This window comes from Lewinella sp. (assembly GCF_050633125.1).
In the GTDB taxonomy this organism is placed as follows: Bacteria; Bacteroidota; Bacteroidia; order Chitinophagales; family Saprospiraceae; genus Lewinella.
Genome location: NZ_JBOEFX010000048.1, coordinates 59524 through 74766 on the forward strand (window position 1 = coordinate 59524; position 15243 = coordinate 74766).

Annotated in this window: 8 protein-coding genes; 6 read left to right on the plus strand and 2 right to left on the minus strand. The window is 46.3% G+C overall.

Going from position 1 to position 15243, the window contains the following annotated elements; translation table 11 throughout:
* Positions 1-544 precede the first annotated feature (544 nt).
* Positions 545-6139: a gliding motility-associated C-terminal domain-containing protein gene (locus ACRBG0_RS11540; RefSeq protein ID WP_431487040.1), complete on the plus strand. Its 5595-nt coding sequence runs from the start codon at positions 545-547 to the stop codon at positions 6137-6139.
* Between the two features lie 90 nt (positions 6140-6229).
* Here the strand turns inward: ACRBG0_RS11540 and ACRBG0_RS11545 are convergent, their stop codons facing one another.
* Positions 6230-7087: a DUF4349 domain-containing protein gene (locus ACRBG0_RS11545; protein ID WP_431487041.1), complete on the minus strand. Its 858-nt coding sequence runs from the start codon at positions 7085-7087 to the stop codon at positions 6230-6232.
* A 307-nt stretch (positions 7088-7394) separates the two neighbouring features.
* Here ACRBG0_RS11545 and ACRBG0_RS11550 point away from each other — a divergent pair, with 307 nt between their 5' ends.
* Positions 7395-7835 carry an endonuclease domain-containing protein gene (locus tag ACRBG0_RS11550; protein WP_431487042.1) on the plus strand — a complete coding sequence of 147 codons (441 nt, stop codon included), beginning with the start codon at positions 7395-7397 and terminating at the stop codon, positions 7833-7835.
* A 326-nt stretch (positions 7836-8161) separates the two neighbouring features.
* Positions 8162-9553 carry a class II fumarate hydratase gene (gene fumC, locus ACRBG0_RS11555; RefSeq protein ID WP_431487043.1) on the plus strand — a complete coding sequence of 464 codons (1392 nt, stop codon included), beginning with the start codon at positions 8162-8164 and terminating at the stop codon, positions 9551-9553.
* Between the two features lie 271 nt (positions 9554-9824).
* Here the strand turns inward: fumC and ACRBG0_RS11560 are convergent, their stop codons facing one another.
* Positions 9825-11885 (minus strand): S9 family peptidase, encoded by a 2061-nt coding sequence (locus tag ACRBG0_RS11560; protein WP_431487044.1) that lies wholly within the window; start codon positions 11883-11885, stop codon positions 9825-9827.
* A gap of 271 nt (positions 11886-12156) precedes the next feature.
* Between ACRBG0_RS11560 and ACRBG0_RS11565 the strand changes: the two genes are divergently transcribed.
* The 3 genes from ACRBG0_RS11565 to ACRBG0_RS11575 are packed head-to-tail and all read left to right on the plus strand — an operon-like array spanning position 12157 to position 15114.
* Positions 12157-12849, plus strand: coding sequence for a DUF4956 domain-containing protein (locus tag ACRBG0_RS11565; protein WP_431487045.1), 693 nt, complete (start codon positions 12157-12159; stop codon positions 12847-12849).
* Positions 12850-12853: 4 nt separating this feature from the next.
* Complete coding sequence (locus ACRBG0_RS11570; protein WP_431487046.1) at positions 12854-13849, plus strand: HlyD family secretion protein; 996 nt, start codon at positions 12854-12856, stop codon at positions 13847-13849.
* Positions 13850-13851: 2 nt separating this feature from the next.
* Positions 13852-15114 carry a hypothetical protein gene (locus ACRBG0_RS11575; protein ID WP_431487047.1) on the plus strand — a complete coding sequence of 421 codons (1263 nt, stop codon included), beginning with the start codon at positions 13852-13854 and terminating at the stop codon, positions 15112-15114.
* Positions 15115-15243 lie beyond the last annotated feature (129 nt).

Here is a 15243-nt window from a genome sequence, read left to right on the forward strand (position 1 = left end):
TGCATTCATCAGAATACGGCCTGAGCACCAACCGCCACAAAAAAAACAAACACACATCAGGTTATCAACAATTAATAAATAACATAAAATACACATGTTATTATATTTCCTGAAAAATGCAACCAAGATCAACTTTACTCGTTTAATATTCCATCGAAAACAAATGTCACAATACTATAGGTGGCCAAAGACTGCAAAAACAGAATTAACCATCGCCTTTCCGCTATCAGGTATGTCTCGCATATTTCTTTTATAAGAGAAATATCTTCAGGCAGCAAAAATTAAACATAACCAATCTATATATTTGCAAGGTAAAACGGATGGGAATGTATCTTAGACCCGAATTTTCCCTTTAGCTCTTTCCCCAATATAAAGCGAACCAACAAAATGAAACCTGTATTTAGGCAACAGCCTAAGTGCTTATTACACTGTTGTTTCTATAAACCAAAGAAATAGACAGCCCGTAATTTAAAGGCGAAATCATTGATGAAAAATGATGCCCCCTTTGAGAAAACTATTTTTCACACAGGAATAATCGAGAAAAATGAGAAGACTTTTACTGTTTTTGTTTGTATGCCTGGGAGTAAATGCTGCTTATGCACAACTGGAGATTGAAGAGTGTATGGATCAAACACAAATTACATTGGCCAGTTTTTGCGACGATGCCTGTGTAATTTGTGACATCGACGGTTATACTGGCACCAATTCTCTTCCTGGCTTGGGAGAAGCTCCTCCGGGATTCTGTGCTGGTCAATTGCACAATACGCAATGGGTAGGTTTTGTAGCCAATTCTACGAGCCTCACACTAGCTATCTCTGTTTTTAATTGTACCGTAGACCAAGATGGCAATGGTATTAACGAAGGCTTACAAATTGGCATTTACAATACAACCGATTGTGCCAACTTTAGCTTAGTCAGTAATTGTGACGACCAGGTGTTTGATAACACTACTCAAAACTTCACGGCTAACGGCCTTACTGTTGGTGGAATTTACTTCGTCGTTTTAGACGGTGCCTTTGGTGATGTGTGTGACTTTACGATTGATGTTACCAATGGTAGTACTACTGCTCCTGACGTTGACCAAGACGTTCCAAACATCAACTCTAACCTGACGGTTTGCCAAGGTGGAGTCTTAGATGTAGACGTAGACGATGTCTTTGGCGCTGGAGCTTATATATGGTCTCTCGATGGAGACCAAGTAGCAACAGATCAACAATCTTCCATTCAGTTTCCTACAGATTTAGGATTTTATACGCTGTGTGTGTTTCCTTACAACCCATGTAGTGAAGGTGTAGAAGGCTGTGTCGACATTGAGGTTGTTCCTCCGGTGCCAGAACAATTAAATGCGGTGATCTGTGAGGGCGAGGAGTACAGCCTTGCGGGAGAAGACTATACGGAGGAAGACGTTTATGACATTATACTTACGATTAACGGTGACTGTGACCGTATCATTGAGCTCACCCTTGATGTCATCCCGATAGCCGAAACCTTTCTTGAAGAAGAAATATGTGTAAACGACTTCTATATGGTGGGCAATGAGGAGTTCTCCCAAGAAGGCTCCTACGAGGTCTTGTTACAATCGCCAGCAACCGGTTGTGACTCGGTTGTCTACCTCGACCTAACTGTTATTGGCACGGAGGAAACGACACTATTGGTCGAATCTATCTGTGAAGGGGACAGCTACGCCATTGGCGGCGACCAACTAACCACGGGAGGCAGCTACTTTTACGAACTAACAGATGAAGTAGGCTGTGACTCTTTAGTTGATCTCTTCCTTGAAGTATTTCCGCGCCCTAGCAGCCTCACTAGTGCAACGATATGTACCGGCGAAAGTTATCTCTTTAATGGTACCAATTATACTGCAACAGGAAATTACCAAAGCGTCTTTTCTTTACCAAGTGGATGTGACAGTGTGGCCAATCTCGCGTTGACAGTGGTCTCTAGTGTTTCGCAAACGCTTAATGAAACCATTTGTGACGGGGAATCTTTCACTGTCGGAACAAGTAACTTCTCAACAACGGGTAATTACGCCGTGCCATTGGTTGCAGATAATGGTTGCGACTCTATCGTCAATCTTAACCTTACTGTTTTAGGGGTCATCATCGAAGACGGTGCGGCTTCTATCTGTGATGGAGAAACCTACACTGTCGATGGCAATGATTTCACGACAAGTGGTACTTACGATTTGCCATATACCGCCTCTAATGGCTGTGACAGTATCTTCCGTCTAACGCTTACCGTGTTACCAGTGTTTACACAAACGCTTAATCCTAATATTTGTGCTGGTCAGGTATTTAGCTTTGGAGGAAATGATTATTCTACCACAGACACCTATGTTGTCACTTTGCCAGCATCTAACGGCTGTGATTCCATTACAACCATTAACTTGACCGTTTCCGATCAAATTACCAGTACCGAAGACATCGTGCTTTGTGATGGAGAATCCATCATGGTTGATGGAATGACCCTTGATGCAACTGGTACCTTTGATTTCACTTTCACCTCTGCTGGTGGTTGTGACAGCCTGGCAACAATCAACCTAACCATTGGAGATCCAATAGTTACCAACCTAACCGAAACCATTTGCCAAGGAGTATCTTATACCGTTGGGACGGAAACCTTTGATATGACAGGGATGTACACAGTTGTGCTCACAGCAGCCGATGGTTGTGATTCTACAGTAAATCTTAATTTAACTGTAACAGACCCGCCAGTTAGCCTAACAGAAGTTACCATTTGCGAAGGAGAATCCTATGATTTCAATGGCCAGGTGTTTACCAACCCAGGTAGCTACACGAGTGCTCTTGTCACCCCTCTTGGATGCGATAGTATTGCAAATTTGGAATTGACGGTGACTGCAACCATCGAGACGTTTATCACTCCGACCATCTGTACCGGCACAAGCTTTGAGATTGGTGGAGACGAACTTACCGTTGCAGGTAATTACACCTATACTTTCCCGTCTGCGGCTGGTTGCGACTCTATTGTATCCGTAACACTATTGGTAGAGGATGCCATTTACAACATCCTCGACGAGACCATCTGTGAAGGAGAGTCTTATACCGTAGGAGGAAACAATTATACCTTAACCGGGGATTACGAAGATGCTTTTATTACCCTTGAAGGGTGTGATAGTATTGTTCAGCTTAGCCTTACGGTTATACCCACTGTGTTTAGTAATATCACGGCCCGCATCTGTGCTGGCGAGGTATTCAATGCTGGAGGAATGGACTTTGACCAAACAGGTATTTATACGACCACAATAGATGCAGCTTCTGGTTGTGATTCTGTCATCACTCTGAACTTGACCGTGGTAGACATTCCTGATACGCCCGTCAATGCTTCTATCTGTGACAGTGGCTCCTATACAGTCGGTGACAGCACCTTTACAGTAGCCGGGCAATATATGGTAGACTTATTATCTGTTGATGGTTGTGATAGTACTATTGTTCTTGACCTATTCGTTACTGATTTCTATGAGACCAACCTTAGCATTAACCGGTGTGAAGGAGAATCTTATACCGTAGGTAACAATACCTACACCATGACAGGAATGTACCAAAACACCTTTACCTCTCAAGATGGTTGTGATTCTGTTGTCAACCTGAACCTTACGGTAAATCCGATTCTCCGGGATACCCTTTTTGAAGAACTCTGCCAGGGAGAAAGCTTCTCTATTGCCGGAGTTCCTTACAGTACAACCGGAGAGCATGTTGAAACCATTGCATCTCAAGTGACGGGGTGTGATTCCATCATTACGCTCTTCCTAACGGTACATCCCAATGAGAATGTTACCATTTCGGAAACGATTTGTGATGGGGAATTTGTCATGGTAGGTGATAGTACCTACACAACAACAGGTAGCTTCTTCACTCCTTTGACTACAATGGAGGGTTGTGATTCTATTGTAACACTCAATTTGAACGTTATCCCAATCCCGGAAACGCCATTGACGGAAGTTATCTGTGACGGCGAATCCATCACGGTAGGCTCCAATACCTATACGGTTACCGGCCAATACACCGACGTCCTCACCTCTATTGTGAGTGGTTGTGACTCTATCGTTTATCTCGACCTTACGGTGAACCCGCTATTGGAGACTCAATTGACCGAAGTAATTTGCGAAGGGGAAGTATTTAATATCGGTGGTGTAGATTACAGTACAACAGGTATTCACCAAGAGCTTATTTCCTCTGTTGTTACAGGCTGTGATTCTACCATTATCCTGGACCTTACGGTGAACCCTGTCTTTGATCAAATGATCAGCGAAACTATCTGCGACGGTGAATCGGTGATGGTCGGCGACAGTACCTATACCACGACAGGTACCTGGCCTACCCTCATGACTACCGTAGACGGATGTGATTCGCTTGTAACACTGGAATTGACCGTACTTCCTATATTGAGCACCACCTTGTCGGAAACACTCTGTGCTGGTGAAACTTACACTGTAGGCCCATCTACATATGACGTGACAGGAACCTATACGGATGTTCTCACCTCTTCTTTCGGTTGTGATTCTATTGTGACCTTAGACCTTACGGTTTTAGCTCCTATTGAAACCTTCCTAATAGAGGAAATTTGTGATGACGCCGACTATACGGTTGGAACGGAGGTCTTTACGGCTACTGGCGATTATACCGTCGTGTTGACTTCACCTAGTACAGGATGTGACAGTACCGTTTATTTGGCACTTACTGTCAATCAGACCTTTGTTACGACCCTCAACGAAGATATTTGTCTTAACGATGTCTTTACTGTAGGTGGTGTTGATTATAACCAAACAGGAACCTTCCAAGCTGATTTAACTACTGTAGATGGTTGTGACAGTACCGTCATTCTAAATCTAGTAGTTGCACCTTGTACGCTTATTTATGAAACCAGTTTTACCGATAATGATTGTAATGGCGGTGAAAATGGTTCTGCTAGCTTTACCATGACCATTGGTACGCCTCCATATTCCTACACCTGGAATGCCATTGCTGGCCCACAGACGGGCACTGGTACTATTGATGGCAATGGTGTGACAGTGGAAATCCCAGGATTACCTGCAGGTGCATATCAGATTGAAGTGACGGACGCTAATGATGTTTTTGCAACACTAAACATCAGCGTAGGTCAACCAACCGCGATGGCATTACAACTGGAAGCAAGTAGTTTTGGCATTTACGAACTCAGTTGTCCTGGTGCCGCCGATGGTAGCCTTACTGCATCAGTAACCGGTGGTACACCTCCTTACAGTTACACCTGGAGCAATGGTGCTACAACGGAAACAGCCAACGACCTGGCTGCTGGTACTTATGATTTGGTTGTGACCGATGCCAACGGTTGTACAATCACTGCCAGTGACGTACTGGAAGCTCCTGCACCATTAGCCGCAAGCCTAATTGTAGAATCCCCTCCTTGTTTCGATGACCTAGGAGGAATTGTGAGTGTACCACTGGTAGAGGGAGGCAATGGTCCATATCTCTATTCCATTGACGGAGCAGCTTACACCACGGCCTCTTTCTTTGGTAACGTGAGTATCGGCGAACACCTTATAAGTGTGCAGGATATCAACGGATGTACCTATGAAACAGTTGCTACTGTTGAGCAGGCTCCAGAACTTACGGTAAGCATTCAAGTGGACGATGATGACTTGGTCTATGGCGAAAGCACGGAATTGTTTGCACAAACTTCTTACCCTGTAGTAACTTACGAATGGTCTGGAGGCCCTATTGAGGATTGTGCCGATTGTGCTACTCCATTTATAAAACCATCAGAATCTGTTGCTTACGCAGTAACGGTTACTGATGAAAATGGCTGTACCGCTACAGATCGATTGAATGTCTATGTTCGTAAAGATCGTGGTGTATATATCCCTAATGCCTTCTCACCAGATGATGATGGCACCAACGATATATTCATGATCCATACTGATAGCGACGTGGTAGAAATCAAATCTTTCTATGTTTTCAACCGCTGGGGAGAATCCATGTACGAAGGCTTTGGCTTTTTGCCTAACAGCCCTGGACAAGGTTGGGATGGTCGCCACCGTGGAGAGATGCTTAACGCTGGTGTATACATTTACATGGCAGAGATTCTTTTCTCAGACGGAGAAACCTTAATTTATAAAGGAGACGTCGTGCTCATGCGCTAAAGAGCAATTAGTATTCCTTGATATTTAGAGAGGTTGCGTAAAGTCATGGCTTTACGCAACCTCTCTTCGTTTAATTCACGAAACACTGCTCTAGCGGCGCAATCTATTCCAAATAGCCTTCCTGCGCCAAATCAATACGCCAAGTAGTAATAACAAAGGCCAAATACTCAATATTCCCAAAAACAGGTTCTTGATGATCGATACACTGAAGCTAAGGCTGTCACCGATGTCATCCCCGAATCGGCTCCACCATGGGCTAGCTGCCTGTTCTTCTTTTTGCTCATAAAGCTCCAATTGAATAGTGCTCATCGCTGACCGCTGCGTCAAGTAGCGCAAGCGTCCTTCCTGTGCTTCTATTTCTTCCTGTAAGCGACGAATTTGCTCTTCTGCTAGCAGAATCTCTTCCACTGTTTTGGCTTTTGTACGCAAAATTTCTTCGTAACGATCCCGCACTGCTTTCTTGGTCTTCAATCGGCTTTTTACATCAATGTATTCCTCGGTTACATCCTGGGTCGTTACTTGCTGATAATTGACCTCAACCGCCATTTTCATTATACTGTCCAGTACCCACTGAAAGTCTTGGGCCGGTACCCGCAAACTCAACGATACTTGTTCCTGATAAGAATAATGCTGCCAGTTCAAATCGCCCAGGTAGCCTGCCTTTTGTTCTACCAATCGCTCAATAGCTTTCACGCGCTGGTTGATATCAACGACCTCCATTCGACATTCGGCGGTACGGAGAAGCACCCGTTCTTGTATTTCACTGGGTGGTGTCAGGGGTGGTGCCTGTGAAGTACGAGGAGGTTCTTGATCACCCTCATAACTCTTAGCATCATACTCTTCCATTTCGCTCGGTGCTGATTGGGAATCATAATTGGCTCCTTCTTGTGAGCAAGCGAGTAGACTTGCGCTCAGCGCTACGATAAAAAGGATGTTTCGTAAATACATAGTGGTGTTTTTTTATTCCGAGTGGATAGATGCAGTTCGCAAGAAATTTGCATAAGCGGTATTGTTAACGAGGTGTCAATATCCACCCTCGGTTCTGTGAACCGGTCCCGCCAGCGGGACACAGCAGGGGTTGCTAGTGGGTGTGCTGTCCTTTGCTCTTGTAGAGGTTATCCCAAAGCACGAAAGGAGAGCATCATCGTTCAGACAGCCCACTCTCCGCAAAACACAGCCATTTCTTCCTTGCATTTCTGAAGAATCACTCCTAACTTAGGAACATTTGTTTTAGCTCTCAGAAAAATACGCGCTTATGAAAAAGAAAGAATCGTCTCATTCTTTGGGTCACTTCAATTATAATCGACACCTTAAAAATTACGCCAATCGTAATCGTAAAAAACTCACAAAATCAGCCGCTGCTCTTTGGAAATACGTTCTACGCAATCGAAAAATGCTTGGCTATCAATTCCGCCGCGAACGCCCCATTGGAAACTACATTGCGGATTTCGCCTGTCTTCCTCTTGGTTTAGTCATTGAAGTAGATGGTATCACCCATCAAAACAAGCGACAAAAAGCTTATGATCTAAAACGGGATTTAATTCTTGCCGAATTGGGATTCACTACACTTCGCTTTTCCAGCCTAATGGTTCTTAATGACATTGGAGAAGTCAGAGGCCAAATAGCTAAATGGATAGAAGAGCATGCTACAATACCTCCTCCCCCACCACGGCAGCGTAAGAAACAGAAGAAATGATTTTGTTTGGGACGGAGTCCATTACGCAGACTTGTCCTACCAATTTGAGTATTCCACCTTCAATTCTGCGAACCGGTCCCGCCAGCGGGAATTCCACCCTCGGTTCTGTGAACCGGTCCCGCCAGCGGGACATATGGGTTACTTACTAGTAGTTACCTGTCCTCCGCTCGGGCGGAGGTGTCCGAAGGACGGAGGTGGGCCAGCCCTCGCTCAAACGGCCCACTCAGTGACGACTCCTCTCACAAACATAAATCACCATCGAAATCAAAACCGAAATCCTTACCTTCGCGTTTTGTATTTGAATAAAAAACCAACCTCCATCTCGTATGCAATTTCGTACTGAACATGATAGTATTGGCCCCGTAGAAGTACCTGCTGATAAGTACTGGGCTGCACAGACCCAACGTTCCCTCGAAAATTTCCGTATTGGCGGGCAGCAAATGCCTATCGAAATTATCCGCGCTTTTGCCATTCTTAAGAAGGCTGCGGCCAAGACCAACACTGAACTAGGAGTTCTCGCTGCCGAAAAATCGGAACTCATTGGTAAGGTTTGTGACGAAATTACTGCTGGAAAACTAGATGATCAGTTTCCGCTAGTGGTTTGGCAAACGGGTTCTGGTACGCAGAGTAATATGAACGTCAATGAGGTGGTTGCCAACCGCGGCCACGTCATGCAGGGAGGTAAGCTTACCGATACGAATAAAGTCCTCCATCCCAACGACGATGTCAACAAGAGCCAATCTTCTAATGATACTTTTCCTACGGCTATGCACATTGCTGCATTTACGGTCATCATGGAAACAACACTGCCCGGCCTCGAAAAACTTCGGGATACCCTCCAGGCAAAATCAGAAGCGCTCCAGAGTGTTGTTAAAATCGGACGTACTCACTTTATGGATGCGACTCCGTTGACGCTAGGACAGGAATTCAGTGGTTACGTTAGCCAGCTGAACCACGGTATCCGTGCGATCAAAAATACGCTTGCTCACTTGGCAGAGCTTGCCCTTGGGGGTACTGCTGTAGGTACAGGGTTGAACACGCCTCCGGGATATTCTGAATTGGTAGCCAAAAACATTGCAGACCTCACCGGGCTGCCTTTTGTCACTGCTGAGAATAAGTTTGAAGCCCTCGCGGCACACGATGCTATTGTGGAAGCTCACGGTGCATTGAAGACCGTAGCTTGCTCATTGATGAAGATTGGTAATGATATTCGGATGATCTCTTCCGGGCCACGTTCGGGTATTGGAGAGATTATCATTCCGGCTAACGAGCCTGGCTCTTCTATCATGCCGGGTAAGGTGAACCCTACCCAGTCGGAAGCACTCACGATGGCTATGGCCCAGGTGGTAGGTAATGATGTTGCTATTAACATTGGCGGCATGACTGGCCACTTTGAGTTGAACGTCTTCAAGCCGATGATGATCTTTAACTTCCTGATGTCGGCTCGCTTGATTGGTGATGCGGCGGTCAGCTTTAACGACAATTGTGCGGCTGGCATAGAGCCTAACAAGAAGCGGATCAAGGAACACTTGAACAACAGCTTGATGCTCGTGACGGCATTGAATACCAAGATCGGCTATGACAAAGCGGCCAAAATCGCGAAAAAAGCCTATAACGACGACACGACTCTTAAGGCTGCGGCCCTGGAATTGGGTTACCTCACTGCCGAAGAATTCGACGAATGGGTACGGCCTGAGGATATGATTGGGAGTTTGTAGGGGCGTGGTGGTTTTATCACATAGACTCATAGGTTTTCACATAGCCACATAGGTGATTCTTGTACTGAACACGGAGACGCTGAGATACGGAGTTTTTAATTCCTGTTGCGTCTCCGTGGTGTTTTTTTTGTGCGCAGGCCAGCAGGCCGAAGCGCGGGGCGCGGAGCGACCAAGGACAAGCTGGCGTAGCGGTAGTGCGCAGCGCCAGCAAGCACTAGTAGTGGAGCAAGCGGTGGCGCGCGCAGCGCCGACATGGCCCCTAAAACCGAAACTATTCCCCTTCTTCTTCCTCCTTGCCGGAATAGGTTTCGAACCAAGCTAACGTGTGGGCTATTTTCGTAATCAGGTTGCTAGGGCGAGAAGCGATGCCATGGCTTGCACCTGGGATTTCTACCAAAACGGTCTCAATTTTTCTCAACTTCAGGGCGTGGTACAACTGTTTGGCTTCACTTGGTGGTGTCCGGAGGTCGTTCATGCCTACCATCACCATGGTGGGAGTTTGGATGTTTTCTACCAATGACAATGGTGAAAAGCGCCAGTAATCTTCTACATTTTCCCAGGGTTGACCCTTGATGCGGTAGTTGGCGTAGCCATAATAATTGTCTGCCACTAGGGTTTTACTGATCCAATTGACGACTGGTTTGGCTACAACGGCCGCGCGAAAACGATTGTTCTTGCCAACCATCCAGGCCGTCATAATACCGCCAGCGCTACCACCCGTGACGTAGAGCTGGTCTTCGTCGATGAGGTTTTCTTTCAGTAAATAATCTACACCATCCATGACGTCTTGGTAATCTTCGCCGGGGTAATTGTGGAACAACAAATTGGCAAATTCTTCGCCATAGCCGGTACTTCCCCGTGGATTGGGATAAAACACAAGGTAGCCCGCCGCCGCGTAAAGTTGCATTTCCGCCGAAAAACGAGCACCATAATTGAGGATGGGGCCACCGTGGTTTTCTACCAACAGTGGGTACTTTTTGGCCGGGTCATACGCTGGTGGTTTGACGATCCAGCCCTGGATGGTGCGTCCGTCGAAGGAAGAGGTGTATTTCACTTCTTCCACCTGGCCCAATTCCCGGTAAGTGAGTAGGTCGTTGTTTAGTTTGGTGAGCAATTTTGGTTCGGCTTGCCCTGTGTTGAGAAGTGCAATATCGGCGGGTCGGCTGGTACTGGTATGCGTAAAAGCGATGGTTCCATCAGTAGCGACCGAAAAAGAGCCGCTAGCATACGGTCTGCCGATGGTGGTGCCTCCCATTTGGTTAGCGAGATCTTTTTGTACTCCATTGGTGCTAATATATGCGATTTTCGTATCGCCCCAATCGTCGTAGGTAAAGTAGAGCCCGTTGCCGTCTTTGGCCCATTGAATATTTTCGATACTACGGTCGATATTTGCAGAAATATTGCGCTTGTTTTCGCCTTTTTTGTCCATCAAATACAAATGGGTCACTTGGTAAGCTTGCACCTTGTCTTCGTAACTGAGGTAAGCGATGGTATTGCCGTCAGGGGAGGCTTGTGGGCTATAATCGGGTCCTTTTCTTTCCGTAAGGGCAGTGATTTCGCCGGTATTTACCGTTAATTGATATATTTCGCTGTTGCGAAAATCGTATTCCCAATCTTCGTTGCGATTAGCAGAGAAATAAATCGACTCCCCGTCTGGTGACCAGGAAAGGCTGCCACGGTGGTTGAAATCACCACTGCTCAACTGACGAGCGCTGCCCCCTTCGGCAGGAATGACAAAAATGTGGGTAAACCCTGGCTTGAGGTAACCACGTCCATCGGCTTCATGCTTGAGGCGGTCGGTGATGCGAGGGCTATCGGCCCACTTGGCACCTTTAGGCTTGGCAGGCATCTTAGCAATCACGGGTGGTGACTGGTTGACCATCATCGTAAATGCGATCATGGTACCATCGGCAGACCAGCTAAGGCTGCCTGGGCTGTTCTCTAACTGCGACAAGCGGGCGATACGGCTGGTATTCACCCAGTAAACATATATTTCGGAGCCTTCATCGGTGCTACTTGTAAACACGAGGCGATCACCGGTGGGTGACCAACGTGGTGAAGACTCGCTGCCCTCTCTAGTAGTTAATTTTTGATGATTACTACCGTCAGCGTCCATGATCCAGAGTTGCCCGACAGAGCGATCTTTCATGATATCAAAGCCCATTCTGCGATAGACGATGTGCTCACCGTCTGGTGAAATTTGTGGATCACTGGCATATTCCAACTCAAAAACATCGAGGTAGGAAAAAGGAGAAATCTCTGTTGTTTGCAGGGCCGCTCCTTGAATAAACAGGAAAGTGACGAGTAGTAAGAAAAGGGTACGTGTAAGCATTTGCTGAATTGATTTTGGTTTGATTTTGCCAATATGACAGAGAGGTACGGGGCGCTTCGCACTCCTTGGGTAGAAAGTATAGAGATTGAGAAGCCATCACTGATTAATTTATAATATCAGCCTAAGACTCAGCTAATTTATAAAAAAAACTTCCAGATAAGTGGGCTTTGGTCAAAGGATATACAATGATTTGGTGTCATAACATAGTAAATCGAAAATGAACTCTTTACATTTAATTAACTTGCGCACCAGATTATCGTAAATACTAACAATGGACTTTTCCCTTTTTCAAACCAACGTTGCTAACCCTACGTTCATCTCTACGGCCTACGCCATGCTCCTGGCTTTCATCCTGGGGTGTCTACTGGCTTTTACTTATGAGAAAACGACTGCCGAAATCCGGCTTTCTCACCATTTCTTGCAAGCCATGATTTTGGGTGCTATTGTAGCAGCTACCGTTATGCATGCTATTGGTGACAGTCTGGCCCGAGGGTTGGGTATGCTGGGTGCGCTGGCCATTATCCGGTTTCGCACATCTATTAGCAATCCTCGTAACATCATTTTCATGTTTGCTGCGCTGGCTACAGGTATTGCTTGTGGTGTTTACGGTTTTAATGCGGCCTTTGCGGGGATGATGTCCTTTTGTGGAGCTGCTTTTGTTTTGCGCTATTCTCCTTTCGGGAAAACCCAGCAACTGGGAAGTATCCGCTTTAAACGCGATCGGGAAAATGCTTTTGATGAAAAAGATATCGAAACCATCCTACTTCGATATTGCGAACGCATTGAGCTTAGTCAGCTACAACTTTCGGTCGAAGAGTTTACCGAACGAGAGCTTTTCCGCTACGAATACATTATGGTTCTAAAACCCAAAGCCAAGGAGGAAGACCTGCTGGAAGAAATTTTGGAAACGGGCATACTCTTTAATGTCAGAATTAACCGTAAACAACAAACCGAAGTGCTTTAGTATTATGAAAATCAACCCAGTATACGTTCTGATGTTGATTGGATTGCTCGTTCTTGTTCCAATAGCGCGAAAGATTCAGCAACGACCTACTGCCTTTTATGGCATTGCCGAAAACCAAGATATTGACCTCAGTCTAGAGTATGCTGTAATGGTCAAACGCATATTGGTGAAGGAAGGCGAAGCTGTGAAATCCGGCCAATTACTGATGGTATTGGAGCGCACCAATATTCCTTTCCTCCGTGCGAGCTTAATCCAAGAAAAAAAGCAACTAAGCGCCGAGCGGGAGGAGATACTAACCAAGAGTAGGAATCGCCGCCAAGAACTGGATCAAGCGCAAACAACCGCTGTTTTTGAACTAGAGAACCAGCTTACCCAACTAACTGCCGAGCAAGCCCAAAATGATCGTCTGGTTCAGGGCCTCGAAAGCATTAATACAAACAGTTCATTCACAACCAGTGAGACTCCAGAAATCGCTGCTCTCCGCGCCGAGCAAGCAACCGTTGCCCAGCCTTATGTTTTGCAAAAAAGCAACCTGCAAAAAGAAACCCAGGCTGAGCTAAACAGCCTGACAGCGCGATTGGAAAAGATAGACCTGGAACTGGCGGAGCTAGAACGCGAATTTCAGACACTGGAGCTCAAATCCCCCATCGACGGGGTTATTGGAAAAGTTAACTTTGTTCCTGGTGAACAACCCTCTTCGCGCGAAACACTCCTCAACATTTACCGTCTGCACCCTGATCAAGTGACGACCTATATTCCAGAAGGCCAACTGACAAGTCTAGAATTAGGAGACACTCTAATCGTCCGTTCGGTCCAAGATCAAGAATACGTCATCAGTGGTCAAATCATTGGCTTGGGCAACAAAATCCGCGAGCTCCCTATACGAATGCGCCGCGATCCTACAGTACAAGCTTGGGGCCGAGAGGTCTTATTAAAAATCCCTGTAGATAACCTCTTGATGCAAGGAGAACGGGTCTTGATTGAACAAATTATAGAGTAGACATGATGAAGAATTTGTACAAAGGGGTGGTGCTGTATATCCTGATAATTTGTAATCTCCTTGTTTCAGCTCAACAAACGGCCACCAGTACTGACATCCTCGGCACGGCACTACAAGACGAGGCCTACCAACAGCAATTAGGCACCGATGCTTTCTTCAACCAATCATCGCTAGACATCCCCTATTTAGAAGAGTTGGAGTTTCGTACAGAAACCCACGAATTTGACCCCAGCCTACAGGAGTATGCACTGCGATTCAAATTCAACTCTCGGCGGCAAGTCAAGGTGCAAAAAGGGATCAATCAAGGAGAGCGCACCCTTCGCTACTACGCACAACAAGCCTATCTGGAGGAGTTGCTCTTCCATCGCTACCAATTATTGATTGATGTCTGGTATCATCAGCAAAAGTTGGAAACATCAAATACACAAATGCCCTGGTATCAGGATCAGGAACAGCTCATCAGGCAACGCATTGCCCAGCGTGGGCAACGTAGTTATGATGATCTTCTGAAACTCGAAGATGATCGTTTGGCATTTCGTCAGCAGCATTCAGAAAGCAGCCAAAAGTTACAACTCCTGACCAGGCTTGGCAATAACTGGTTGGATACCCCAGTTGACAGTATCGTCTTTCCCACTTTGCCTGAGCCAACAGACATTGCCCTTTATTGGCAAGAATGGCAGTTGGACACGCTCGTTTTACCCTGGTCGGTGCAGGCTCAAAAAACACAGAAAGAATTGGTCTCCCTCGAATTGGCCGCAGAACAGGCGGAGGAACGCAACCGGCTCAACTTTCTCCAAATCCGCTACCAAGGAGATGACAACCCTATTCTTAAAGAACAACTTACGCTGGGTGTAGGCTTCACACTCCCTTTTCGGTCGGCTCGGAGTGTGAAAAACCAATACCTATTGCTGGAACAGCGAGAAGAAGCTTGGCAAGAAGCGGAGAAAACCCGAAGCTGGCTGGAAAAATTACGCTCCGCAGAGGGGCAACTCGCCAGCCAGCTGGACAATTACCAACGGGCAAAAACAAGCCTGGAGGATTACATGAACCAATTTGCTCCTCAGCGTTTGGTGGAGCTGGGCGTTACCGAACCTGAATTATTGCTGCGCGCTCAAGGAGGTATCTTTTACCGACAGCAGCTTTTGCTGGAAGAGCAGCAGCAGCTTTATCAGGACTATTTGGAAGTACTTCTGCTTTCTGGCCGTCTTGGTCAGGCGCCATATCGAAATTGGTTGAGTGTTGAGCGGGAGGAGATTGGTCGGTAGGTGCGACTTTTGGTGCGGGGTGCGGGAAGATGCGGGGTGCGGGGTGCAGAAAACCTATACAGTGCGGAAAAACACTCCGATTTCTAACTTCCTAATTCCGACTTTAAGTGCGGGGTGCGGGAAGGTGCG